This window comes from Tersicoccus phoenicis (assembly GCF_001968835.1).
Classification (GTDB): Bacteria; Actinomycetota; Actinomycetes; order Actinomycetales; family Micrococcaceae; genus Tersicoccus; species Tersicoccus phoenicis.
In genome coordinates, this window is record NZ_MRDE01000058.1 from 1 (window position 1) to 24,739 (window position 24,739).

The 24,739-nt window shown below is 69.8% G+C and carries 22 protein-coding genes and 1 pseudogene; 16 read left to right on the plus strand and 7 right to left on the minus strand.

The window, feature by feature from the left end; translation table 11 throughout:
* The coding region (locus BKD30_RS08700; protein ID WP_143588098.1) for a transposase at positions 1-148 on the plus strand (148 nt) is incomplete at its 5' end.
* On the opposite strand, the gene BKD30_RS08705 is transcribed toward BKD30_RS08700, so the two are convergent.
* The 4 genes and pseudogenes from BKD30_RS08705 to asnB form a co-directional block, all read right to left on the minus strand.
* Positions 117-584 carry an amino acid permease gene (locus BKD30_RS08705; protein ID WP_143588129.1) on the minus strand — a complete coding sequence of 156 codons (468 nt, stop codon included), beginning with the start codon at positions 582-584 and terminating at the stop codon, positions 117-119. The genes BKD30_RS08700 and BKD30_RS08705 overlap by 32 nt on opposite strands.
* Positions 585-671: 87 nt before the next feature.
* Complete coding sequence (locus tag BKD30_RS08710; protein ID WP_076704034.1) at positions 672-1,520, minus strand: proline iminopeptidase-family hydrolase; 849 nt, start codon at positions 1,518-1,520, stop codon at positions 672-674.
* Positions 1,521-1,581: 61 nt separating this feature from the next.
* Positions 1,582-1,797 (minus strand): annotated as a pseudogene (locus BKD30_RS15605) (ASCH domain-containing protein); the annotation flags it as partial.
* Positions 1,798-1,803: 6 nt separating this feature from the next.
* Positions 1,804-4,467, minus strand: a complete 2,664-nt coding sequence (gene asnB / locus BKD30_RS08720) for an asparagine synthase (glutamine-hydrolyzing) (protein WP_076704038.1) — start codon at positions 4,465-4,467, stop codon at positions 1,804-1,806.
* Positions 4,468-4,619: 152 nt separating this feature from the next.
* Here asnB and BKD30_RS08725 point away from each other — a divergent pair, with 152 nt between their 5' ends.
* From BKD30_RS08725 to BKD30_RS08770, 10 genes are all read left to right on the plus strand, one after another.
* Positions 4,620-4,934 (plus strand): hypothetical protein, encoded by a 315-nt coding sequence (locus BKD30_RS08725; RefSeq protein ID WP_076704040.1) that lies wholly within the window; start codon positions 4,620-4,622, stop codon positions 4,932-4,934.
* 178 nt (positions 4,935-5,112) lie between these two features.
* Positions 5,113-5,823, plus strand: coding sequence for a pyridoxal 5'-phosphate synthase glutaminase subunit PdxT (gene pdxT / locus BKD30_RS08730; protein WP_076704059.1), 711 nt, complete (start codon positions 5,113-5,115; stop codon positions 5,821-5,823).
* Between the two features lie 2 nt (positions 5,824-5,825).
* Positions 5,826-6,584, plus strand: a complete 759-nt coding sequence (locus BKD30_RS08735) for a YebC/PmpR family DNA-binding transcriptional regulator (protein WP_076704042.1) — start codon at positions 5,826-5,828, stop codon at positions 6,582-6,584.
* 4 nt (positions 6,585-6,588) lie between these two features.
* A complete protein-coding gene (gene ruvC, locus BKD30_RS08740; protein ID WP_076704043.1) occupies positions 6,589-7,236 on the plus strand; it encodes a crossover junction endodeoxyribonuclease RuvC in 648 nt (215 codons plus the stop codon).
* 128 nt (positions 7,237-7,364) lie between these two features.
* Positions 7,365-8,015 (plus strand): Holliday junction branch migration protein RuvA, encoded by a 651-nt coding sequence (gene ruvA, locus BKD30_RS08745; RefSeq protein WP_076704045.1) that lies wholly within the window; start codon positions 7,365-7,367, stop codon positions 8,013-8,015.
* 37 nt (positions 8,016-8,052) lie between these two features.
* The gene (gene ruvB / locus BKD30_RS08750) at positions 8,053-9,123 is read left to right on the plus strand and encodes a Holliday junction branch migration DNA helicase RuvB (protein ID WP_083956176.1); all 1,071 of its coding nucleotides are present in this window, start codon (positions 8,053-8,055) and stop codon (positions 9,121-9,123) included.
* 234 nt (positions 9,124-9,357) lie between these two features.
* On the plus strand, positions 9,358-9,849 hold the full coding sequence (gene yajC / locus BKD30_RS08755) for a preprotein translocase subunit YajC (protein WP_235861573.1): 492 nt from the start codon (positions 9,358-9,360) through the stop codon (positions 9,847-9,849).
* A gap of 71 nt (positions 9,850-9,920) precedes the next feature.
* The gene (gene secD, locus BKD30_RS08760; protein ID WP_076704046.1) at positions 9,921-11,696 is read left to right on the plus strand and encodes a protein translocase subunit SecD; all 1,776 of its coding nucleotides are present in this window, start codon (positions 9,921-9,923) and stop codon (positions 11,694-11,696) included.
* The gene (gene secF, locus BKD30_RS08765) at positions 11,696-12,685 is read left to right on the plus strand and encodes a protein translocase subunit SecF (protein WP_076704048.1); all 990 of its coding nucleotides are present in this window, start codon (positions 11,696-11,698) and stop codon (positions 12,683-12,685) included. Before secD ends, secF begins: the two co-directional genes overlap by 1 nt.
* Before the next feature lie 308 nt (positions 12,686-12,993).
* Positions 12,994-15,285 (plus strand): RelA/SpoT family protein, encoded by a 2,292-nt coding sequence (locus tag BKD30_RS08770; RefSeq protein ID WP_076704062.1) that lies wholly within the window; start codon positions 12,994-12,996, stop codon positions 15,283-15,285.
* An 83-nt stretch (positions 15,286-15,368) separates the two neighbouring features.
* Here the strand turns inward: BKD30_RS08770 and BKD30_RS08775 are convergent, their stop codons facing one another.
* Both BKD30_RS08775 and BKD30_RS08780 read right to left on the minus strand, forming a co-directional pair.
* A complete protein-coding gene (locus BKD30_RS08775; RefSeq protein ID WP_076704050.1) occupies positions 15,369-15,917 on the minus strand; it encodes a hypothetical protein in 549 nt (182 codons plus the stop codon).
* Positions 15,918-16,134: 217 nt separating this feature from the next.
* Positions 16,135-18,072 (minus strand): DUF349 domain-containing protein, encoded by a 1,938-nt coding sequence (locus tag BKD30_RS08780; protein WP_328586900.1) that lies wholly within the window; start codon positions 18,070-18,072, stop codon positions 16,135-16,137.
* 287 nt (positions 18,073-18,359) lie between these two features.
* Here BKD30_RS08780 and hisS point away from each other — a divergent pair, with 287 nt between their 5' ends.
* Both hisS and aspS read left to right on the plus strand, forming a co-directional pair.
* Complete coding sequence (gene hisS, locus BKD30_RS08785; RefSeq protein ID WP_076704052.1) at positions 18,360-19,715, plus strand: histidine--tRNA ligase; 1,356 nt, start codon at positions 18,360-18,362, stop codon at positions 19,713-19,715.
* A gap of 69 nt (positions 19,716-19,784) precedes the next feature.
* Positions 19,785-21,605 (plus strand): aspartate--tRNA ligase, encoded by a 1,821-nt coding sequence (gene aspS, locus BKD30_RS08790; protein WP_083956174.1) that lies wholly within the window; start codon positions 19,785-19,787, stop codon positions 21,603-21,605.
* 34 nt (positions 21,606-21,639) lie between these two features.
* On the opposite strand, the gene dtd is transcribed toward aspS, so the two are convergent.
* Entirely contained in the window at positions 21,640-22,077 is a 438-nt protein-coding gene (gene dtd, locus BKD30_RS08795) for a D-aminoacyl-tRNA deacylase (protein WP_076704056.1), read from the minus strand.
* A gap of 171 nt (positions 22,078-22,248) precedes the next feature.
* On the opposite strand from dtd, the gene BKD30_RS08800 reads away from it, so the two are divergent.
* The 3 genes from BKD30_RS08800 (at position 22,249) to BKD30_RS15905 (ending at position 24,710) form a co-directional block, all read left to right on the plus strand.
* The gene (locus BKD30_RS08800; protein WP_076704057.1) at positions 22,249-23,655 is read left to right on the plus strand and encodes a replication-associated recombination protein A; all 1,407 of its coding nucleotides are present in this window, start codon (positions 22,249-22,251) and stop codon (positions 23,653-23,655) included.
* A gap of 184 nt (positions 23,656-23,839) precedes the next feature.
* On the plus strand, positions 23,840-23,998 hold the full coding sequence (locus BKD30_RS16125; RefSeq protein ID WP_159440561.1) for a hypothetical protein: 159 nt from the start codon (positions 23,840-23,842) through the stop codon (positions 23,996-23,998).
* A 487-nt stretch (positions 23,999-24,485) separates the two neighbouring features.
* Positions 24,486-24,710: a hypothetical protein gene (locus BKD30_RS15905; RefSeq protein WP_143588131.1), complete on the plus strand. Its 225-nt coding sequence runs from the start codon at positions 24,486-24,488 to the stop codon at positions 24,708-24,710.
* The last annotated feature ends 29 nt before the right edge of the window (positions 24,711-24,739 follow it).

Here is a 24,739-nt window from a genome sequence, read left to right on the forward strand (position 1 = left end):
ATCCAACGGTCCGACCGAGGCGATCAATGGCCGCCTCGAGCACCTCCGCGGCTCCGCGCTCGGGTTCCGCAACCTCACCAACTACATCGCCAGAAGCTTGCTCGAGACCGGAGGCTTCAGACCGCGCCTACACCCTGGATTGGGATGAGCCTCCAAACGAACGCGGGAATGCTGGGCACCACCGTCACCATGGCAGCGGCAGCGAATACCGACAGGAGCGCGGGCAGCAGGAGATAGTCGAGCAGGATCGCCCAACCCGCCAGAAACCCGACGAACCGGTTGAGCCCGATCCGCACGTATGAGTACACCGACCCGGCGATCGGGAATTTCTTCGCCATCTCCTTGTAACTCAGCGCGCTGAATAGCATTGCCAGCGCGGCAACCAGATACACCAGCGCCGGCATGCCGCCCGAGAAGTTGTAGATGATACCGAAGACAGGAAGCGTCGCCAGCGGAACCATGTAGATCAGCCCGTAGACGACAACGTCTGTCAGGCTCATCGACCGGCTCAGCTCCTGTATGTAGCCGAACTCTTCCAGGCGGTCAGTACTCGTCTCGGTCGTCTGATTCTGTGCATCCGGCATGTGCGGTGCCTTTCGTCGGTGAATTCTCGAGAGGTAGGGAATGGCGGGATGAAAGATCCCGAATACGCCGCCGCTGCTGCGCAGCCGTCAGTGGCGCGCCAGGAAGCCCCGCACTGCAGCGATGTAAGCGTCAGGCTGCTCCAGGTGCACCGAGTGCGTGCCGCCGGCGAATTCCAGGTATTCCCCCTCCGGGTTCATTCGCGCGAAGGCGCCGATCGTATCCGGCCGTGCCTCATCGTCGCTGCCGCAGAGCCACAGGTTCGGAATTTCGAGCGACCGTACGACCGGTGTGTAGTCGCGCCCGCGCAAGTTGCCGGTCTGAGTGAACTCGTTCGGTCCCCACATTGTCAGGTACGGGCCCATCCCGAGTTCGTCGAAGCTGTGTTGCAGCGGCTCAGGCCACGGGTTGAGGTTACAGAAGTGACGTCGATAGAACTCTGCTTCTGCGGCCTTATACTCGGGCCCCTCCGTCGGCCCGGACAGCGCCTGCCGGTCGGCAGCGGGCAACCCCGCCACCAGTGCGGCTGCGTCCGCACACCAGGCCTCGACGTTTACGAGTGGGCTGGCCAGCACCAGTGATGCGACGCGCTGTGCATACTTCTTTGAGAAGGCGAGTGCCAGCATCCCGCCCCAGGAGTGTCCGAGCAGGTGGAACGTCGCGAGCCCGAGGTCGTCGACCAAGGAGTTGAGGTCCTCAACGAAGGTCTCGACGCTAAAGACCGCCGGATCTTCCGGGTGGTCGGACCGGCCGGCGCCCACTTGGTCGTACAGCACCACCCGGCGTTCGTCGGCCAGCGCGTTGAGCGGCTCAAGATAATAGCTTGGAACACCGGGGCCGCCGTGCAGTATGACCAGCGGGGTCGCCTCCGTTCCCGGATCGGTCGACTGCCACCAGATCCGGCCGGTGGCAGCTGTACTGTATCCGGTTGTGGTCATGACCACTCCTTTGATTGGGGGCGGTGCCCACCCAGCGGCAAGCGCTCATACAGACAACCACGTCAGTGTTGCGCGTGATGCAGACGACGCGCCCAGACGAATCGATCACCGCTTCGAGATCGCCGACCTCCGGAAGTGGAGCATCTTCGCGTCGGTAGGCCTCGAGCAGTGACGTGGTCGTAGTCTTGAAGCCGTCCAGGATGGCGGAGACGAGCCGGTCGCGCAGCGGACCGGGCAGGCCGTACTCGCCGCGCGGCAGGTCCCCGGCGTCGAGCACGGGACCCTACCGCGCGACCACGATCGACATCGGCGTCTGCTCCGTCGTCTGACCCTGCGGGTTGTCGCCGAAGACCGCCTCGACGGTGGCCTGGTCCAGGTCCGTGCCGTTGCCCAGGCAGACGACGCCGAGGTCGTTGGCGTCCATGATGGCCGTGCCCGCGAACGTCGCCGCGTACTGCGCCGGGACGGTCTGCCGCACCAGTTCCGACAACCGGGCCGCGACGCCGTCCGGGTCCTTCGGGGCCAGCTTCACCGAGTGGGTGGAGGTGCCGACCTGGTACCCGGCGGCGCCGTCGATGGCGTTGATGTTCCCACCCGCGACCTCGTAGAAGACGCCCTTCTTGCCCTGGAACTTGCCGATCACCGACCGGGCGGACGCGTACAGGATGCGTGGCAGGCCCACCTCGTCGATGGCCAGCTGCATCGACCACGGGCTGGCCAGCCCGATGCCACCGGGGTTGCGGACCACGGCCTTCGACAGCAGCCGGGCGGCGGGGGAGACCTTGATGTCCCACACCGGGATGGACCGGCCCTGCGTCATCGCGACGATCTTCTCGGAGACGAACAGGTACCACGGGGAGTTGTTGATCGCGGTGGCGTGATCCTCGCCGGCGTCACCGAGCCCGTCGACGAACCGGGACACGTAACCGAGCACGGTCGGCTCGAAGTCCGTCTCCCGGTAGAACACGTCCGTGCGCAACGGGTAGCGGCGAAAGGTCCGCCCGCCGGGCAAGGTCAGGTCGAGCTGCTTGCCCGGATTCGGCTCGTAGTCCGTCTTGTCGGCTTTCCCGGCCTTCGGGGCCGGCTCGCCGTCGATGAACTCGCGCAGCCACAGCTCCACGTTCAGCAGCCGCCAGAACACCATGGTCGAGGCACCGTTGCGGTCCTGCAGGTACTCCTCGAACGCGTACAGCACGGCGTCCTGGTCCCAGTACGGCCGGTACTCGAAGGAGGAGGAGAGGAAGATCTCGTAGATCCGCTCCTTCATCAGCTTGAACCACTCCGCCTCCGGGGTGGTGAAGCCGATCTTGTTCCGCCGGTCGCTGATCATCGACGGCAGCAGCCCGCGGGTCGCGTCCCGCAGGACCCGCTTGTTCCAACCGTCCTTGATGATCGCCTCGTCGGAGAGCGAGAACAGGAACTTCACGACCTCCTTGTCCAGGAACGGCACGCGCCCCTCGAGGGAGAAACGCATCGTGTTCTTGTCCTCGTACCGCAGCACCGACGGCAGGGACTTGCGGAACAGGTCGTCGATCAGGCGCAGCTTCAAGTTGTCGCCGATCACCCGGTACGACTCGCCGGCGAACCGGCTGGTCCACTCCTTGCGCAGCAGGGAACCGATCGTCAGGTCCTTCTTCAGCGTCAGCTTCGACTGCAGGCGGAACCGGCCGAGCCGGTAGAAGATGTCGGTGGCGCTGGCCACCTCCTTGGCCAGCTTGTCCCACTGCTTGTTCTTCCGCAGTTGCCCCAGGTAGGCGAAGTAGTAGGGGATGTAGCCGGCCATCATCTCGTCGGCGCCCTGCCCGTCCAGCAGCACGGTGACGGTCTCGGAGGCCTTCTGCATCACCCGGTACTGGGCGTACGGCCCGGAGGAGATGATCGGCTCCTCCTGCGTGCGTACGAAGTCCAGCAGGTCGTCGGCGAACTCGTGCGCCTTCGGCAGGATCTTGTGGGAGTCGACGTTGCCCTGCACGCTCGCCAGCACGGCGTCGGCGTACTTCTCCTCGTCGTTGATCGAGTTGGGGAAGACGGCGGAGAAGGTCTGCTGCTTCGCGCCGAGGGAGTCGGTCGCGGCGGCCTTCTGGCGCATCAGCTTGTTGATGGTGACGACGACGGCGGAGGAGTCCAGGCCGCCGGACAGGGCAGTGCCGACCGGCACCTCGGACTGCAACCGCAGCCGGACGGCCTCGGTGAACCGCTCCCGGTACTCGTCGACGACGCCGGCATCGTAGGGCCGCTCGACGGAGGCCAGCTCGGCGAGCTCCTCCTCCAGTCGGGTGAACATCGACACCTCGTGCTCACCGGTCGTCGTGTCCAGGACCAGCTTCTGCCCCGGCAGCAGCTTGTCGATGCCGGCGAAGAAGGTGGCGGACTCCTCGTCGTGAATCCGGAACTGCAGGTAGCGGTACAGGATCCGCTCATTGACCTTCCGCTCCAGCTTCTCCGCCGCCAGGAGGGGGCGGATCTCGGAGGCGAACAGCAGCTTCTTCTCGCCGTCCTCGGCGAACGAGGCGAAGTAGAGGGGCTTGATGCCGAAGTGGTCGCGGGCCAGCACCAGCCGGTGGTTCCGGCGGTCGTGGATCGCCAGGCCGAACATGCCGTTGAAGCGGTCGAACGCGTCGTCGCCCCACTGTTCGTACGCCTGCAGCACGACCTCGGTGTCCGAGACGGTGCTGAAAGTGCGGCCCAGGGCCTCCAGCTCGGCGCGCAGGTCCAGGTAGTTGTAGACCTCGCCGTTGTAGATGAGCACCACCTGACCGTCGGCGCTGTACATCGGCTCCTGGCCGTGGGCGACGTCGATGATGGACAGCCGCCGGTGGGCCAGGCCCACCTGCCCCTCGGTCGCGTAGCCCTCGCCGTCGGGGCCCCGGTGCACGATGCACTGGCTCATGGCCCCGAGCAGGTCTCGGTCCTCACCGAAACCGTAGTAACCGGCGATTCCACACATAGATACAGACCTCATCCTCGGGCGACCGTTTCACGACCAGCGGTTCACCGGCTGGTGGCTCAGCTGACCATGCTACTGGTGTGCCCCGGCCCGACCTTGCCTGACGCGCACAGGTCCCGGCGACATGCCACCCTGATGGTCGCCACGTCGTCATGATCACGCTCGGCTACGCGGCCGGCATCCCCGCGGGCCTGTGGGGCACGATCGTCGACCTCACCGTCACCTACCCGGGGATGCTGCTGGCGGTGCCGCTTCCTCGACGGTCCCGGGCACCTACGCGGGCGACGCCGTCCACAGTGGGGGCCGTACAGGTGCAGGTCACCGTGGCAGGGCGGGAAGATCACCGCGGCCCAAGCGCCACCGTGACCTCCCGCGGCTACATCGGCAGCCTGCAGGCGGCCGGAACCAGGCCCACCTGCGAACGACGGCGCTACCCTCCTCGGTCACCGTGGCGGGACCGGATGTGATCTGGGCGGACGTGTGGGCAACCGCGTGCTTCCTCGACCGGTCTGCGCTGGAGGCGGCGGGACCGGCGTGGTCGGCCTACCGGGTCGTGAACGTCACCGCCTGACGGGTCAGCGCGCTGGAACCGGGGGGCCGCCGAGGCGTGGGGGTCGGGCCGTCCGCTCCTATCATGGACGGGTGATTCCCTCCCTCTCGTCCGCGTCCGGATTCGCTCCGTCCGCGTTCACCGCCGCCGACGGACTCACCATCGGGGTCCTGGCCGTCCAGGGCGACGTCCGGGAGCACGCGGCGATCCTCGACGCGTCCGGCGCCGACGTCGTGCTGGTCCGCCGGCCCCGAGAGATCGACGGCCTCGACGGACTCGTCATTCCCGGCGGGGAGTCCACCACCATGGACCGGCTCACCCGCGTGTTCGAGCTCGCCGACCCACTGCGGGACGCGATCGCCGGCGGGCTGCCGGTCTACGGCTCCTGCGCGGGCATGATCATGCTCGCCGACCGCGTCGCCGACCCGGCCCGGGACCGGCAGGGCGACCCGCAGCGCACCTTCGGCGGCATCGACATGACCGTGCGCCGCAACGCGTTCGGCCGGCAGCGGGAGTCCTTCGAGGTGACACTGGACTTCACCGACGTCGGGCACGTGCCGGCCGTGTTCATCCGCGCCCCGCTCGCCGAGGACGTCGGCGACGGCGTCGAGGTGCTCGCCCGCACCCCGTCGAACGCCCCGGCGCAGCACCCCGAGGAGGCCGGCGACCCGGAAGTGAAGGACACGGCCGGTAGAATCGTCGCAGTGCGGTCGGGAAAGCTCCTCGCCACGTCCTTCCACCCGGAGATGACCGGCGAGCGGCGGATCCACGACCTGTTCATCCGGATGATCAGAGGAGACGCGTAGGCATGTCCGGACACTCCAAATGGGCCACCACCAAGCACAAGAAGGCGGTCATCGACTCCCGCCGGGCGAAGGCCTTCGCCAAGTTCATCAAGAACATCGAGGTCGCGGCCCGGATGGGAGGCCCCGACACGTCGGGTAACCCTGCCCTCGAGCTCGCCGTCTCCAAGGCGAAGAAGAGCTCGGTGCCCAACGACAACATCGACCGCGCGATCAAGCGTGGCGCGGGCCTGACCGGCGAGACCATCGACTACGCGGAGATCATCTACGAGGCACGCGGCCCGCAGGGTTCCGCCCTGCTCGTCGAGTGCTTGACCGACAACAAGAACCGCGCCGCCTCCGAGGTGCGCGTGGCGATCACCCGCAACGGTGGCACCGTCGCCGACCAGGGCTCGGTCAACTACCTGTTCACCCGCAAGGGCGTGGTCCGGCTACCGAAGAACGGACTGAGCGAGGACGACGTGCTCCTGGCCGTGCTCGACGCCGGTGCCGAGGAGGTCAAGGACGACGGCGACTCGTTCGAGGTGATCGCCGAGCCGACCGACCTGCCGGCCCTGCGGGACGCCCTCACCGGGGCGTCGATCGACTACGACTCCGACGAGGCCGAGTTCGTCCCCTCCATGCACGTCGAGCTCGACGGCGACGCGGCGAAGAAGTTCCTGCGCCTGGTCGACGCCCTCGAGGAACTCGACGACGTGCAGAACGTCTACTCGAACGCGGACATCAGCGACGCTGTGCTGGCGGAGCTGGACGCCGAGGACTGAGCACGTGACGCTGCGCGTCCTCGGCGTCGATCCCGGGCTGACCCGGTGCGGCCTCGGCGTCGTGGACGTGGCCGCGAACCGGCGTGCCACCCTCGTGGAGGTCGGCGTGGTGGGCACCGCGGCGTCCGAGTCGCTGGACGCGCGGCTGCTCGCCATCGACGCCGCCGTCGAGCAGTGGCTGGATCGCCATCAGCCCGACGTGCTCGCCGTCGAACGTGTTTTCAGCCAGCTCAACGTCTCCACGGTGATGGGCACCGCGCAGGCGTCCGGTGTCGTGATCGCCGCGGCGGCGCGGCGCGGCATCGCCGTCGCCCTGCACACCCCGACCGAGGTCAAGGCCGCCGTGACCGGGAACGGCCAGGCGGACAAGGGCTCCGTCGCCCGGATGGTGGTGCGCATCCTGCGCCTGTCCGAGGCGCCCACCCCCGCCGACGCCGCCGACGCTCTCGCCCTGGCGATCACCCACGCCTGGCGCTCCGGGCTGAGCGCGGCCGCCGCCTCGGCCGCCGCGTCCCCGTCCCGGTCCGGCGCTGCCGCGGCCGCCCGATCAAGTCAGCGGGTGCCGTCCGGGGCGCTGACAGCGGCGCAGCTGCTGTGGGTGCAGGCCGAGGCCAGCGCCCGTCAGGCCGGTCACGGCCGCCGGCACCGGTAGGGGACCGGTTGCCCGGTCCCGGCGTGGTGTTGCGCCGCGGGGTCGGAGGGCTCGCGTAGGGTGTTCGTAGATATGTTCGATGCCTCGACCCCGCCCGGCTCGATTCGACCTGACAGGAGTGACCCGTCGTGATCAGTTCGCTGCGTGGCACCGTGACCCACGTCGGCCTCACCTCCGCCGTGATCGACGTCAACGGTTTCGGCATGCTCGTGCACGCCACCCCGCAGACTCTCGCCAGCTTGCGGGTAGGGGAGAGCGCCACGGTCGCGACCTCCATGGTGGTGCGCGAGGACTCGATGACACTGTTCGGCTTCCCGGATGCGGAGCACCGCGAGGTGTTCGAGACTCTGCTCGGGGTCAGCGGCGTCGGTCCCCGTCTGGCGCTGGCCGTGCTCGCCGTCCACGACCCCGAGGCGGTCCGCGTGGCCGCCACCTCCGGTGACGACAAGGCATTCAGCAAGGTCCCCGGCATCGGGCCCAAGGGTGCTCGCCGGATCGTGCTGGAACTGGCCGACAAGCTGGTGCCCACCGGCGCCGCGACCACGACCCCGGCCGCGGCTTCCGCTCCGGCGTGGCAACCGCAGGTGCTGCAGGCCCTGACCGGGCTCGGCTGGTCCGAGAAGGACGCGGCTTCCGCGCTCGACGCCGCCACCGCGGACGAGCCCGACGTCGCCGCCCGCGGGAACGTCGCCGAGATCCTTCGCCTGACCCTGCGTTGGCTCGGCCAGGACACGGGTCGGGCCTCGCGGAACGCCACGGTCGGAGCGGGCCGTGGTTGACCCGGACGGCACCGGCCCGGGCGGGGCGGACGTGCGCATGGTCTCAGCGGACGGTGAACCCGAAGAACGGATGATCGAGGCCGCGCTTCGGCCGAAGAGCCTGGCCGACTTCGTCGGACAGCGCCGGGTGCGGGAGCAGCTCTCCCTCGTGCTCCAGGCCTCCCGGCTGCGCGGCCGCAGCGCGGACCACGTGCTGCTCTCCGGCCCCCCGGGCCTGGGCAAGACCACCCTGGCGATGATCATCGCGGCCGAGATGAACGCCCCGCTGCGGATCACGTCCGGGCCCGCGATCCAGCACGCCGGCGACCTGGCCGCCATCCTGTCCTCCCTCGGCGAGGGCGAAGTGCTCTTCCTCGACGAGATCCACCGCATGTCCCGGCCCGCCGAGGAGATGCTCTACATGGCGATGGAGGACTTCCGGGTCGACATCGTCGTCGGCAAGGGCGCCGGCGCCACCGCCATCCCGCTCGACCTGCCGCCGTTCACGCTCGTCGGAGCCACCACCCGGGCCGGCCTGCTGCCCGGTCCACTGCGCGACCGGTTCGGCTTCACCGGGCACCTGGAGTTCTACGCCGTCGACGAACTCGAACTCGTGCTCCGCCGGTCCGCGGGGCTGATGGACCTCGCCGTCAACTCTGCCGGGTTCGCCGAGATCGCCAAGCGCTCCCGCGGTACCCCGCGCATCGCCAACCGACTGCTGCGCCGAGTCCGGGACTGGGCGCTGGTGCACGGCATCGAGCAGATCGACGCGCGCGCCGCGTCCGCCGCCCTGGACATGTACGAGGTCGACGCCCGCGGCCTGGACCGGCTCGACCGGGCGGTGCTGCAGGCGCTGGTCAGCAAGTTCCACGGCGGTCCCGTCGGCCTGTCCACCCTCGCCATCGCCGTGGGGGAGGAGACGGAGACGGTCGAGACCGTCGCCGAGCCGTACCTGGTGCGGGAGGGACTGCTCGGCCGCACGCCGCGCGGTCGGATCGCCATGCCCGCCGCCTACGAGCACCTGGGCATCGAACCGCCCGCCGGTTACGCTGCGGCGTCCCTGTCGGCCCGGCTGGACGAGGACGAGACCCTCCCGCTCTTCGCCGGGGACGAGCCGACCGCCGACTGACGGGGCTGCGGTAAGGCGCGGTGGAAGCGGCTGCGTGGCCCAGCGGCGGAAACGGTGACCGTGACCGGGTGTGCGCACGTCAGCGCGCCGCCCCGGCGATCGGCGGCCGCGTGGCCTAGAATGGTCAGCGACCCGTGATGTCTCTGCGCGCCCGTTCAGGTAGCCGTGCCACCATCAGGGGCGTTCGCCGCTGGACGGCGTGATCCTGCACTCGACGAATGGACACCCAGGACCGTGGATCCCCTCTTCCTCATCATGCTCGTCGTGCTGGTCTTCTTGATCTTCACGATGTTCCGCCGCAACAAGAAGGCTCAGGCCGAAGCGCAGCAGCGCAAGTCGTCGATGGCTCCGGGCCAGCAGGTCATGACCAGCTACGGCCTGTTCGGCACCGTCCTGTCCGTGGATGCCCCGGAGAACAAGGTGGTCCTCGAGCTCTCGCCCGGCAACACCGCCACGGTGCACCTGCAGTCCGTGACCAAGATCCTCGACCCGGCCGAGCCCGCCGGTGCGGCCGGCGCGGACGGGACCGGTGCCACCGTCGCTGGTGCGGAGGCCGGCACGCCCGTGGTCGACGAGCGCTTCGACGCCCCCGCCGGCAACGACCGGTCCTGGACCGGTGCTCCGGGCGCCGGTGACGCCGGTGCGGACGTGTCCGGGACGCGTGCCGAGAGCCCCGAGGAGACGATGCGCCGTCTCAACGAGCGCGACGAGAACAACAACCGCTGACCCCGCACCGGTGACCGCCGCCAGGACCTGTCCTGGTGGTGGCCGCCGTGTTCTCAGGAGATCCTCCACCCATGGCTAAGAACCGGGCTGGCAGGAATCGGACCACGTCCGGTGCCCGCCGCACCATCATCTGGCTCGCCGTCCTCTTCATCGCGCTCGGCGCGGTGCTCACCGGCGGCGCCCTGGCCGGCCAAGCGAGTGCCGCGCCCAAGCTCGCTCTCGACCTCGAGGGCGGCACGGAGATGATCCTGGCGCCCCGCACGCAGTCGGGCACGAACATCAACGAGGAACAACTCGCCCAGGCGGTCGAGATCATCCGGCAACGCGTCGACGGTTCCGGTGTCGCCGAGGCGCAGATCAGCACCCAGTCGGGCCGCAACGTGGTCGTCAGCATGCCGGGCACCCCGAGCGACCAGACCCGGCAGCTGATCCAGGCGTCGGCCGACATGACGTTCCGGCCCGTCCTGCAGGTGGGCGACGCCGCTCCGGTGACCGGTGCGAACCGGGCGAAGGACGCGAGCCTGCCGCAGCCGAAGGCGAAGCCTGCCAACGCGAGCGACCCGAACTGGATCACTCCGGCGGTCTACCGGGCCTACGAGGCCAAGGACTGCCGACCGGCGGCCGTCGCGAAGCAACAGCCGCCGTCGGACCCGGCCAAGCCGACCGTCGCCTGCGAGGCAACTGGGGAAGCGAAATACATCCTCGGGCCGGTGGAGATTCCCGGATCGGACATCCAGACCGCCAGCTTCGGTCAGGAACAGGGCCCCCAGGGCGTCAGCACCGGCAAGTGGGCCGTGAACATCCAGTTCAACGGACCGGGGACCGACAAGTTCCGTGCGGTGACGCAGCGACTGTTCGGCCTGAAGAATCAATCACCGCGCGACCAGTTCGCCATCGTCCTGGACGGGCGGGTGCTCTCCGCTCCCCAGACAAATGCGGTCATCACCGACGGCAAGCCGCAGATCACCGGCAATTTCACGCAGGAGTCGGCGAAGGCGCTCTCCGAGCAGCTCAAGTACGGCGCCCTGCCGATCAGCTTCGAGATCCAGAGCGAACAGCAGATCTCCGCGACGTTGGGCAGCCAGCAGCTCACCATGGGCGTCATCGCCGGCCTGATCGGGCTGGCGCTGGTATGCATCTACTCGCTCTTCCAGTACCGGCTGCTCGGCTTCGTCACGATCGCCTCCCTGGTGGTGGCGGGCGTACTCACCTGGCTCGCCATCGCGCTGCTGGGCTGGACGGCGAACTACCGGCTGTCGCTGGCCGGTGTCGCGGGCCTGATCGTGGCCATCGGTCAGACCGCCGACTCCTTCATCGTCTACTTCGAGCGGATCCGGGACGAGCTGCGGGAGGGACGTTCGGTGGTCTCCGCCGTCGACCACGGCTGGAAACGTGCCAAGCGCACCGTCCTCGCCTCGAAGGCGGTCAACCTGCTGGCCGCCGTGGTGCTCTACTTCGTCGCCGTCGGCAACGTCCGCGGCTTCGCGTTCACGCTCGGCCTGACCGCGGTCGCGGACCTGATCGTCGTGTTCATGTTCACCCACCCGACGATGGTGCTGCTGGCCCGGACCCGGTTCTTCGGCGGCGGTCACCGCTGGTCGGGTCTCGACCCGGAGCGGCTCGGGGCGGTCCCGTTCTATCGAGGTGCCGGCCGGTTCCGCGAGCCGGTGCTCGCCGGCGCCGGCAGCACGGCGCGCACCGGAAGCACCGCGCGCACCGGACGCAACGCCGGGGCCGGCCGTGAGGCCGAGCGGCGGATGACGATCGCCGAGCGCCGTGCCGCCACGGAGCGTGTCGGCGCCGGCCAGAACCGTGCCGGCAGCACCGCTGTCGGGAAGGACCAGTGATGATCAGTTTCTCCCGCTTCGGCAACGACCTCTACAGCGGTCGACGTTCGTTCGACTTCGTCGGCAGGCGCCGGATCTGGTTCCTCCTCGCCATCGTCGCGATCATCGGCTCGATCCTGGTGCCGACGGTGGGTGGCGGCTTCAACCTCGGCATCGAGTTCCGCGGCGGCTCGGAGTTCACCGTCTCCGGCACCACCCAGACCGACATCCGGCCCGGGGAGGACGCGGTCAACTCCGTGGCCGCCGGCAAGGGGGCGACGGTCACCAACATCGCGCCCGGCACCATGCGGGTGCAGACCGAACGGCTCAGCGACAACCAGACCCTCCAGGTCCGCGACGCCCTGCGCACCGCCTACCAGGTGCCGCAGGGACAGGTGACGTCCACCTTCGTCGGACCCACGTGGGGCGCGGACGTGACCCGGCAGGCCCTGCAGGGGCTCGTGGTGTTCGTCGTGCTCGCCGCCGTGCTGATGGCCCTCTACTTCCGGACGTGGAAGATGTCGCTCGCCGCTCTCGGGGGGCTGGTCACCGTCATGATCGTCACCGCCGGTCTGTACGCGCTCAGCGGTTTCGAGGTCACTCCCTCAGCTGTGATCGGTTTCCTCACGGTGCTCAGCTACTCGCTGTACGACACGGTCGTCGTGTTCGACAAGATCCGCGAGAACACGGCCGATATCACCACGAACACCAGGCGAACGTTCGCCGAGGAGGTGAACCTCGCCGTCAACCAGACCCTGGTCCGGTCGATCAACACCTCGGTGGTGGCGATCCTGCCGGTCGCGGCGATCCTGTTCATCGGTGCGTTCCTGCTCGGCGCCGGCACCCTGAAGGACCTGTCGCTGGCCCTGTTCATCGGCATCATCCTCGGCACGCTCACCACGCTGTTCATCGCCGCCCCCTTGTACGCGACGCTGCGGTCCCGGGAGACGGATCTGCAGCACCAGGCGGAGCGGGTGGCCACCCGCCGCGACGCCACAGCGACCTCCTGACGACGCGGCGGCGCGGCCGGGATCGCGTGCAAGTAAACGTTTGCGTTGACAGGGCATAAACTGTCACAACCGTTCTCGAGGGCGGCCACCCGCTGACGTACCGGCCGCCCCGTGTCCTCGGTGCGGACGAGCCGGGTCCGCCGACCGAGTCAAGGGAGGTGGCAGCCGTGACCGAGAAGAACCAGACCTCGGGGTCCGTGTCCGTGCGGTCCGCCGCGCCCGACACCCGGGACAGGACGGCCGCAACGTCCGTCCAGGACGACGCCGCGACTGGTGTAACCACGTCCGGACCGGCCGCCGACGGCGCAATCTCCGGTCCGGGCCGCCCTGCGTCGTCGACGCCGGTCGCGGGACGGCGGGAGCGGACCCGCTCCCGGATCGCCCGACTGACCGGCCGGGGCAACGGCCCCGCTTACTCGCCCATCCTCGAACCGCTGATGCGCACGGTGCGGGCGAACAACCCGCGGGAGGACCTGGAGACGATCCAGCGGGCCTTCGTCGTCGCTGAACGCGCGCACCAGGGCCAGAAGCGCAAGAGCGGCGACCCGTACATCACGCACCCGGTGGCCGTCGCCACGATCCTCGCCGAACTGGGGATGACCGGGTCCACCCTGTCCGCCGCGCTGCTGCACGACACGGTCGAGGACACCGAGTACACGATCGAGGCGCTGAGCAAGGACTTCGGCGAGGAGGTCGCGCGCCTCGTCGACGGTGTCACCAAGCTGGACAAGGTCACGTTCGGGGATTCCGCCCAGTCCGAGACGGTGCGGAAGATGATCGTGGCGATGTCCAAGGACATCCGCGTGCTGCTGATCAAGCTGGCCGACCGGTTGCACAACGCCCGGACCTGGCGCTTCGTCTCCGCGGAGTCCTCGGCCCGCAAGGCGCGCGAGACCCTGGAGATCTTCGCGCCGCTGGCGCATCGGCTCGGGCTGAACACGATCAAGTGGGAACTCGAGGACCTGTCCTTCGCGGCCCTGTACCCGAAGGTGTACGAGGAGATCGTCCGGCTGGTGGGGGACCGCACCCCGGAACGGGAGAAGAACCTCGCCGCCGTCAGCGCACAGATCGCCGAGGACCTGCGGTCGGTCCGGATCCGCGCGTCCATCAGCGGCCGGCCGAAGCACTACTACTCGATCTACCAGAAGATGATCGTGAAGGGCCGCGACTTCGACGACATCTACGACCTGACCGGTGTTCGGGTACTCGTCGACTCCGTCCGGGACTGCTACGCCACCCTCGGTGCGCTGCACGCGCGGTGGAGCCCACTGCCGGGCCGGTTCAAGGACTACATCGCGATGCCGAAGTTCAACATGTACCAGTCGTTGCACACCACGGTCATCGGGCCCGGCGGCAAGCCGGTGGAGATACAGATCCGCACCCACGAGATGCACAAGCGGGCCGAGTACGGCATCGCGGCGCACTGGAAGTACAAGGACCGCACCCTCGCCACGGACGCGTCCGGCGGGCGGGACACCTTCGACATGAACTGGTTGCGGTCCCTGGTCGCCTGGCAGCAGGAGACGACGGACCCGAACGAGTTCCTCGATTCGCTGCGGTTCGAGATCAACGCCAAGGAGGTGTTCGTCTTCACCCCCAAGGGGGAGGTGATGTCCCTGCCGGCCGGGTCGACCCCGGTCGACTTCGCCTACGCGGTGCACACCGAGGTCGGGCACCGCACGATCGGTGCTCGCGTCAACGGTAAACTCGTTCCGCTCAACAGCGAGTTGACCAACGGGGACTGGGTGGAGATCTTCACCTCGAAGGCGGAGAACGCCGGACCCAGCCAGGACTGGCAGAGCTTCGTCAAGTCGCCGCGGGCCCGGAACAAGATCCGTGCCTGGTTCTCCAAGGAACGGCGTGAGGAGAACATCGAGAAGGGCAAGGACCAGCTCACGAAGGCGATGCGGAAGCGTCGGCTGCCGCAGCGACTGATCACGCACGACCTGCTGGTCGCGGCCGCCGACGAATTGCGGCACGCCGACATCTCCGCCCTGTACGCGGCGATCGGCGACAACCAGGTCTCGGCCGGCCGGGTGGTCGACTGGCTGGTCGAGTCGATCGGCGGCCACGACGGCGCCGAGGAAGACCTGTCGGAGACGGTGTCCGCAGCCGCCCCCGAACGGCCCCGGTTCTCCGACTCCGGGATCATCGTCAAGGGTGTCGGCGACGTGTGGGCGAAGTTGGCCCGCTGCTGCACCCCGGTGCCACCGGACCCGGTGGTCGGTTTCATCACCCGTGCGCACGGGGTTTCCGTGCACCGGGCCGACTGTGCCAACCTGGGCCCGATGCGCGCCGAGCAGGAGCGCTTCGTGGAGGTTGAGTGGGCCCCGACGCAGTCCAGCGTGTTCCTCGTCGAGATCCAGGTCGAGGCGCTCGACCGGAAGAGCCTGCTCACCGACGTGACTCGGGTGTTGTCCGAGAATCACGTCAACATCCTCTCCGCCACGGTGCACACCTCCAGCAACCGGCAGGCGATCAGCCGGTTCTCCTTCGAGATGGGAGACCCCCGGTATCTCAACCACGTGCTGAACGCCGTGAAGAAGATCGACGGTGTGTACGACGTGCACCGCACCACCGGGGGCACGCGGGTCGGCTGACCGACATGGACCGGGTGTGGCCGTGAATCCCGCCCGGTCCGTCCGCCGCTCACTCGAACATCCCGCTCACTCGCGCATCCAGCTCAGCACAGCAGTTCCCGGAGGCGCCCGACGGCCACGCAGCGGCCCGGACGGCGAGGCATCGCTGCCAGGGCCTCCCGCAGCCGGTCCCGGTCCCCGGCGGTCATCGCCCGCACGGTCGCCTCCAGCACCGGCAGATCCTCCGCGCCGCCGTGCTGGGCCAGGTCCAGCGCGGTCTGCGGCAGGGTCGTCGTCAGCACCCCGGCGATCACCGCGGCCTCGATCCCCGTGCAGACGGTCTCGTGCACCCGCAGCCCCGCTGCTGCCCCTTTCGCCCGCCGGCGTGCGTCGACCAGCAGGTCGAGCACCGGCGGCGGGGCGCCACCCAGGTGCAGCCAGGCCGCCGTCGCCCGGCAGACCAGGGCGCGCCGCCGGTGCACCGGGTCGAGCAGGGCATCGAGCGCCAGCGCCCGCAGGGCGATGGTCTCCGGCATCCCGATCGCCGTGTACACGTCCTGGATCACGCGGCGCAGCACGCCGTCCCGCGTCATGATGGTCAGTTCCTCGGCGCGGAACGGACGGCCGGGCCGGAGCAGCGGCACCGTGGTCATGCGGCCAGTGTGCCCCTGCAGACCAGCGGCCCGCCGACGTCGGGCTCCGCTTGTGGACAACCACCGCGGGCCCGACGTCTTGGGGAGGGAGAACCAGAGCCCGGGTCAGGTCGCGCCGCAGGGCGGGAGCTGCCGGCGGGAATCGCCGGAAGAGCGGGTGCCGCCGACAGAGCCCCGGTCAGGACCCGCCGTCAGGAAGGCGTCGGCGCGTGGACGCTCAGCGGAAGTCCTGGGCCGAGCGTTGCAGCGTCTCCATCCACTGCTGACGCGCTTCCAGCGCCTGCCGGGCCTGGGCGATCCGGCTCCGGTCGCCGGCCGCCTCCGCGGCGGTCAGATCGTCCTGCAGGGAGGAGATGGTCGACTCGAGCTGGCTCAGGGCGCTGTTCGTGCGCGCCTTCGTCTCCGGGTCGGTGCGGCGCCAGTGCTCGCGATCGGCCTTGGCGATGGCGTCCTCGACGGCTCGGATGCCCGACTCCATCCGGTGCATGTCGCCGCGCGGGACCTTGCCGGCGGCCTCCCAGCGCTCCTGGATGGAGCCCAGCGCCTTCCGTGCCGCGGTGAGATCGGTGATCGGCAGCAGGCCCTGCGCCTCGCGCAGCAGTTCCTCCTTCACGCGGAGGTTCTGGCCGAACTCGGCGTCGACCGCGGCGTTGGCCGATGCCCGCGCGGAGAAGAACGCGTCCTGCGCTGCCCGGAATCGGGCCCACAATGCGTCATCGTCCTTGCGGCTGGCTCGGGGGGACGCCTTCCACCGGTCCATCAACCGGCGGTACTCGCCCGCGGTGGCGCCCCAGTCGGTCGAGCTCGAGAGCGACTCGGCCTCGGCGATCAGCTTCTCCTTCTCCCGTCGTGCGGTCGCGTTGACGTCGTCGAGCTGGGAGAAGAAGGCGCGACGGTGCTTGTCGAAGGTCGTGCGGGCCGCCCGGAATCTCTTCCACAGCCCGTCCTCGGCGCTGCGCGGCAACCGGACGCCGCTCTTCTGGGCGCCCTTCCAAGCATCGAACAGCTCGTTCATCCGCGTGCTGCCGGCCTTCCACTGCACGGTCGCCGGGTCCTCGGCGGCCAGTTCCTCGGCCTCGGCCACGATCGCCTCCCGAGCGGCCACCGCCTCCTGCCGGGCCTGCTCGTGCGCCTTCTTCTCCTCACCCTCGAGCGCCCCGACCTTCTCGACCAGGGCGTCGAGACGCTGCTCGAGATCGCGGACATCACCGATCAACACCCGTTCGGCCAGCTGCTCGCGTGCGTGGTCGATGGTGCGGCGCATGTCGGCGCTCGGTGCATGGGCGGCGACCCGCTGCTCGAGCAGCTCCACCTTGCCGCGCACCTCGTCGAACTTGCGCACGAAGTAGGCGAGCGCCTCCTCGGCGGGCGCGCCGGGATACTGGCCCGCGACCTGTTCCTGCCCGTCCACCGTGAGGTACACCGTCCCCTCCCCGTCGACGCGACCCCAGCGGGCCGCCTGCTCGGGGGTCATGGACGGTGCCGGCGGGGCGATCACGGGCATCGACGTCGTCTCCGGGCGCGGACCGGTCGCGACCGGTGCCGGGGCGTGCGGACCGGGCCGCGGGCCGGGCTTCGGGCCCGGCTTCGGGGCACCGGGCCGGGGAGCGGGCGTGCCCGGTCGCGGGGTGGCGTGCTCGCTCGGCGCGGGTGTGCCGGGACCGGATGTGCTCGACCCGGTGGCGGCGGAAGCGCCGGCTCGACGGTCCTCGGTGTCGGGCAGCGGTGCGGTGCCGGCTCCGTCGGCGGCGGTATCCACCGGGCCACCGGGTTCGGCACTCGGTTGCTCCAGGGAGGAGGTCTCCTCGGGATCGGCCGTCGGGTCGGCGGACGGTCCGGGTGCACCGGGCCCGGCCGGGCTGGTCGACCGTTCCGGTGATTCCGGCGCGGCGGCGGGGACGTCAGTGTCGTCGGCGCGGTCGGCCTCGTCGGTGTCCTCGGTGAAGGTGGCCGGCTGATCGTTCTCGTGCCGGCCCGTGTCCGGAAGCTCGGTGGTCTCGGCGTCGGTGTCCGTCTGAGCGGGGGCCGAGCCATCGTCGCTCGATCCCGTCGGGGCGTCGGCCAGGGAGGCGGACGGGCCGACCAGGGGATCTGGGACGTCGGACCGGTCGTCGGGGCGGACGCTGCGTTCGTCGGATTGCTGACTGTGTGTCACCGCTGGAACTTCCTTATCGGATCTTCACCGGCCCCCGGGCAAGCGAACGCTGCCGAGGCACCGGCGACATGACTCAGGAGGATGAGTCTAGCGTCACACCGGCGGCCGCTGCACCGCGGCAGCCCGGCCTCGGAGAGCGACGGTCCGACCGCGGTTGGGACCGGACGTGGAGCGCGGAATAGACTGGCAGGCGCGTCGCGGCCGCACGCCCGGCGTCGTTCCCGCGCCCGTTTCCGACGTCGGCCTCGTTCCGACGTCCCCGTCGCTCCGAAAGGTGTTGCCGCTCCATGGCTCGTCAAGCATCCCTGTCCGGCTTCACGGAACTGCTTCCGGCCGAACGGGTGGTGGAGTTGCACGTGCTGGACAGCCTGCGCCGCACCTTCGAACTGCACGGGTTCAGCTCGCTCGAGACCCGCGCCGTGGAGACCGTCGGCTCGCTGCTGCAGAAGGGCGAGATCGACAAGGAGGTCTACGCCGTCAGCCGGCTGCAGGGCGACGACGACGAGCGCGGCGGCCGCACCGACCCGCAGCAGCTGGCCCTGCACTTCGACCTGACCGTGCCGTTCGCCCGGTTCGTCGTGGAGAACGCCGGGTACCTGCAGTTCCCGTTCCGGCGCTACCAGATCCAGAAGTGCTGGCGGGGGGAACGGCCCCAGGAGGGTCGGGCGCGCGAGTTCACCCAGGCCGACATCGACGTCGTCGGTGACGGCGAGCTGCCCTTCGTGTACGACGTCGAGATGGCCCTGATTGCCGCCGAGGCCCTCGACGCGCTGCCGATCGGTGACTTCGTGATCCGGGTCAACAACCGCAAGCTCGCCGAGGGCTTCTACCGGGGGCTCGGCCTGACCGATCCCATGGCCGTGCTGCGGTCGGTCGACAAGCTGGAGAAGATCGGGGCGGACGGGGTCGTCGCGGAGCTGCGCGCCGAGGCCGGGGCCACCGAGGAGCAGGCCCGTGCCGCCCTGCGGCTCGCGGGGATCCGCACCCCGGACACCGGGTTCGTCGAGCAGGTCCGGGGCCTCGGCGTCGAGCACCCCTTACTCGAGCAGGGGCTGAACGAACTGGCCGAGGTGATCGGACTGGCCAGCCGGCGCGCTCCGGGCAAGGTCGTGGCCGACCTGTCCATCGCCCGCGGCCTGGACTACTACACCGGCACCGTGTACGAGACGGTGCTGGTCGGGCACGAGTCGCTCGGCTCCATCTGTTCCGGCGGCCGCTACGACGCCCTCGCGGTCAAGGGCGATCGGCGCTTTCCCGGCGTCGGGCTCTCCGTCGGCGTCACCCGGCTGCTCGCGCGGGTGCTGGCGCAGAAGCTCGCGGTCGCGACCCGACCTGTCCCCACCGCCGTGCTGGTCAGCCTGGCCGACGAGGACGGGTGGGCCGCCGCCGACGACGTCGCCACCGCGCTGCGGGCCCGCGGCATCCCCACCGAGGTCGCCGCGACGGCGGCGAAGTTCGGCAAGCAGATCAAGTACGCGGACCGGCGGGGCATCCCGTTCGTGTGGTTCACCTCGATCGACGACGGCGGGCAGGCCCGCCACGAAGTCAAGGACATCCGCTCCGGTGATCAGGTGCCGGCCGACCCGCGGACCTGGACGCCGCCGGCCGAGGACCGGTACCCACGCGTCGTCCCCGGCGACTGACCACCCCCCATCCACCTCCCGGTCGGTAGACTCGACCGGACATTTCCCGCGTTCTCCGGAAGGACCCCTGTGCTGCGCACCCATGAGGCCGGCTCCCTGTCGGCCGAGCAGATCGGACAGACCGTCACCGTCGCCGGCTGGGTCGCCCGCCGGCGGGATCACGGCGGCGTCGCGTTCCTGGATCTGCGGGACGCCAGCGGCATCGTCCAGGTCGTCGTCCGGGACGAGGCCGTGTTCCACGGTCTGCGCAACGAGTTCGTGCTGCAGGTGACCGGCGTGGTCGAGCGCCGCCCCGAGGGCAACGAGAACCCCGCCCTGCCCAGCGGGGAGGTCGAGTTGATGGCCGACGACGTCGTCGTGCTCAACACCGCGGCCCCGCTGCCGTTCCAGGTGGACGAGCACGTGGAGGTCGGCGAGGAGGCCCGGCTGCGGCATCGTTACCTCGACCTGCGCCGGCCCGGCCCGGCGCACGCGATGCGACTGCGGTCCGACGTCAACCGCGTGGCCCGCGAGCTGCTGCACGACGACGGGTTCACCGAGGTCGAGACGCCGACCCTGACCCGGTCCACTCCCGAGGGCGCCCGTGACTTCCTGGTGCCGGCCCGGCTCGCGCCCGGCAGCTGGTACGCCCTGCCCCAGTCACCGCAGCTGTTCAAGCAGCTGCTGCAGGTCGGCGGCATCGAGAAGTACTACCAGATCGCCCGCTGCTACCGGGACGAGGACTTCCGGGCCGACCGGCAGCCCGAGTTCACCCAGCTGGACATCGAGGCGTCCTTCGTGGAGCAGGACGACATCATCGACCTCGGCGAGCGGATCGTGACGGCGTTGTGGCGGCTGATCGACGTCGAGATCCCGCGGCCCATCGCCCGGATGACATACGCCGACGCCATGGCGAAGTACGGCACGGACAAGCCGGACCTGCGGTTCCGCCTCGAACTGACCGAACTGACCGAGTTCTTCAAGGACACCACGTTCCGGGTCTTCCAGGCCCCGTACGTGGGCGCCGTCGTCATGCCCGGGGGAGCCTCGCAGCCGCGACGCACGCTCGACGCCTGGCAGGAGTGGGCGAAGCAGCGCGGTGCGAAGGGCCTGGCGTACGTGCTCGTGCAGGACGACGGCGAGCTGACCGGCCCGGTCGCCAAGAACCTCACCGACTCGGAGCGGGCCGGGCTGGCCGAGGCCGTCGGTGCCAGCGGCGGGGACTGCATCTTCTTCGGCGCGGGCGAGGCCAAGACCTCCCGCGCGCTGCTCGGCGCCGCCCGCGTGGAGATCGGCCACCGCACCGGGCTGATCGCCGAAGGCGACTGGGCGTTCGTGTGGGTGGTCGACGCCCCGCTGTTCGAGCCGGCCGCCGACGCCGTCGCCTCCGGTGACGTCGCCGTCGGGCACGGGGCCTGGACCGCCGTCCACCACGCCTTCACCTCCCCGAAGCCCGAGTTCCTCGACACGTTCGACACCGACCCCGGCTCCGCGTTTGCCTACGCGTACGACATCGTCTGCAACGGCAACGAGATCGGCGGCGGGTCGATCCGTATCCACCGCCGCGACGTGCAGGAGCGCGTCTTCGCGGTGATGGGCCTGAGCGAGGCCGAGGCGCAGGAGAAGTTCGGCTTCCTGCTCGAGGGCTTCAAGTTCGGCGCCCCGCCGCACGGCGGCATCGCCTTCGGCTGGGACCGGGTGGTGGCGCTGCTGGCCGGGTACGACTCGATCCGCGAGGTGATCGCGTTCCCGAAGACCGGCGGCGGGTACGACCCGCTGACGTCGGCGCCCGCACCCATCACGCCGGAGCAGCGCAAGGAGGCCGGCGTCGACGCGAAGCCGGAACCGGCGTCGCAGGCGGCGAAGAACGAACCCGAGGGCGGCACGGGCGTCAAGGTCGAGCCGGCCTGAGCCCACCTGGCGAGCTCGCCTTGGGGCCAACGGGTCAGGCGAGTTCGGCGCTGTCGACCAGGACGGTGAACGGGCCGCTGTTGACCGACTCGACGTCCATCATCGCGCCGAACACCCCGGTCTCGACGTGCGCCCCACGCTCACGCAGCTCGGCCACGAACCGCTCGTACAGCGGCTCGCTGAGGTCGCGGCCGGCGGCCCGGGACCAGGACGGGCGGCGGCCCTTCCGCACGTCCCCGTAGAGAGTGAACTGGCTGACGACCAGCAGCGGCGCACCGGCGTCGGCGCAGGAGACCTCCCCGTCGAGGATCCGCAGCCGCCAGCACTTCTCCGCCACCGCCGCGGCCGTGGCCTCCGTGTCCTCGTGAGTGACGCCGAGGAGCACCAGCAGGCCCGGCTGGTCGATCGCGCCGACGACGGCCCCCTCGACGGTGACGGACGCTCGGCTCACTCGCTGCAGGACGGCACGCATCCGGACAGTGTGGCACGCGTCGGGACAGTGCGGGGGAGACGCCGTCCCCGCTGAGTTAGCTGCTGCCGCCCGCTGCGCCTGCTCTAAGAGCCCCCATTTCGGGAGTGGACAGCTAACTCGGCGAGGGGTCGTCGATCGGTTCCGTCGGTGCGGGGACGTAGCCTGAAGGACGTGCAGGATCTCTTCAGTGCCGCGTCCGACGACGACGACCTCGGCGCGGACGACGGCGTCGTCGCGCCTCGACGCGGACGGGAACGGCAGCCCCTCGCGGTGCGCATGCGCCCGCGCAGCGTCGAGGAGATCGTCGGTCAGCTGCACCTGCTCAAGGACGGCTCGCCCCTTCGGGTGCTCTCCGGCGACCAGGCCGGGCCCACCGGCCCGTCCTCGGTGATCCTCTGGGGCCCGCCCGGTACCGGCAAGACGACCATCGCGCACGTCATCGCCCGCGCCGGCGGCCGCCGCTTCGTCGAGCTCTCCGCCATCACCGCCGGCGTGAAGGACGTCCGCAAGGTGATGGACGACGCCCTGACGCACCGGGACCTGCACGGCACCACCACGGTCCTGTTCCTCGACGAGATCCACCGGTTCAACAAGGCGCAGCAGGACGCGCTGCTGCCCGGTGTCGAGAACCGGTGGGTCGTCCTGGTCGCCGCCACCACCGAGAACCCGTCCTTCTCCGTCGTGTCCCCGCTCCTGTCCCGTTCCCTGCTGCTGACGCTGCGGCCCCTGACGGACGAGGACATCACCGGCCTGCTGCGCCGCGCCGTCGAGGACCCCCGCGGCCTGGACGGCACCGTGACCGTCGACGACGACGCGCTGGCACACCTGGTGCGCCTCGCCGGCGGGGACGCCCGGCGCGGGCTGACCGCGTTGGAGGCGGCCGCCGGTGTCGCCTTCGCCGAGGCCGTGGAAACCCGACCGGCGGACGACGCCACCGTGGCCGTCAGCCTCGGCCACGCCGAACAGGCCCTGGACCGGGCGTCCGTGCGTTACGACCGGGCCGGGGACGGGCACTACGACGTCGCCAGCGCCCTGATCAAGTCCATCCGCGGCTCCGACGTCGACGCCGCCCTGCACTATCTGGCCCGGATGGTGGAGGCGGGGGAGGACCCGCGGTTCATCGCCCGGCGGCTGGTGATCTCCGCGTCCGAGGACGTGGGCATGGCCGATCCCACCGCGCTGCAGACGGCGGTCGCGGCCGCCCAAGCGGTTCAGTTGATCGGCATGCCGGAGGGGCGGATCGTGCTCGCCGAGGCCGTCGTGCACCTGGCCACCGCACCCAAGTCCAACGCCGCCTACCTGGGCATCGACGCCGCGATCGCCGACATCCGCGCCGGCAGAGGCCAGTCGGTGCCGCCGCACCTGCGGGACGCCCACTATCCGGGCGCGAAGCAGCATGGTCACGGCAAGGGCTACGTCTACAGCCACGACGCACCCCACGGGGTCGCCGCCCAGCAGTACGCCCCGGACGACCTGGTCGGACGGGAGTACTACCGGCCCACCGACCGCGGCGTCGAACGGGACATCACCGCCCGCGTCGACCGGCTGCGCCAGATCCTGCGAGGCAGGAAACCGTGACGGGCAACTGCGTCTGTCGCAGACCCCTCATCGTGGTGCTCGATCCTCGATCCTCGGGGCCGGCGTACGGCCATCCCCACGGTGGACGATGCACCACCGACACCGGCAGAATAGAAGGAGGGAAGTGAGGTCAAGCATGCGTAGCCAAGAGCCGTCGAACGCCGGGTCAGGACCGAAGTCCGACGTGAGCACGAACACGGCCGACGCTTCCGGAACCGGTCGGTTCATCGCCAAGAGCGCGGCCAACCGTCGAGCTGCGGCTCAGGAGTACGTCAAGGCGAGCCAGAAACTGGGCCGGCCGGTGCCGACCGGCGTGCTGCGGATCGCGCAAGGGCGCTCCTGAACTGAACCACGCCGGCGGCGAGCCGAGGCCGTCGTGCACCTGGCCAACGCGCCCAACTCCGACGCCGCTCACCTGGGCATCGAGGCCGTGATCGCCGACATCCGCGCCGGAAGAGGACAGCGGTGCCGCCGCACCTTCGGGGCGCGCCGGATGAGCCGGTCGGACGCGAGTACTCTCGGCCCAGCGACCGTGGCGTCGAACGGGACAACACCGCCCGCGTCGACCGGTTACAGCAGGCTCGAGTTTTGGCGCTGCAAAGACTCAAGGCAGTTGGGTAGGAGACCGGTCGGTCGCGACTCAGGTCTCGATCCCCTGGAATCGGCGCCACGACTTGGTCTCGACATCTGGCGCAAAATGAGTAGCGGGCGTACTGTGACCCCAATCTCGGGCGCTTCACCGGGCGCAGCATGGGGGTGTCATGAAGGGGTGTCTTCTGTGCAGGACGGACGCGGCTGTTGCCGCGTCGGTGATTCTGGGGGAGTAGGCCATGAAGCTGGTCGAGTTGTTGGGAGTGACCTCAATTTCCGGATACAAGTCGAAGGCCTACTACGCAGTGGTGGGAATCGTACTCGTGACACTTGGCGCGATAGCCTCGGCCTTTCATGAGGGTGGGTCCGAGGGGGTGTCTGAACGGGGAAAGGTGCTCCTGAACTGGGAAGATGTTGTTACCACACGACATTTTCTACAGATTCAGGGAGCACCCTTCTGGTGAGCAACTCTACCGCCCTGTACCCATCCGTG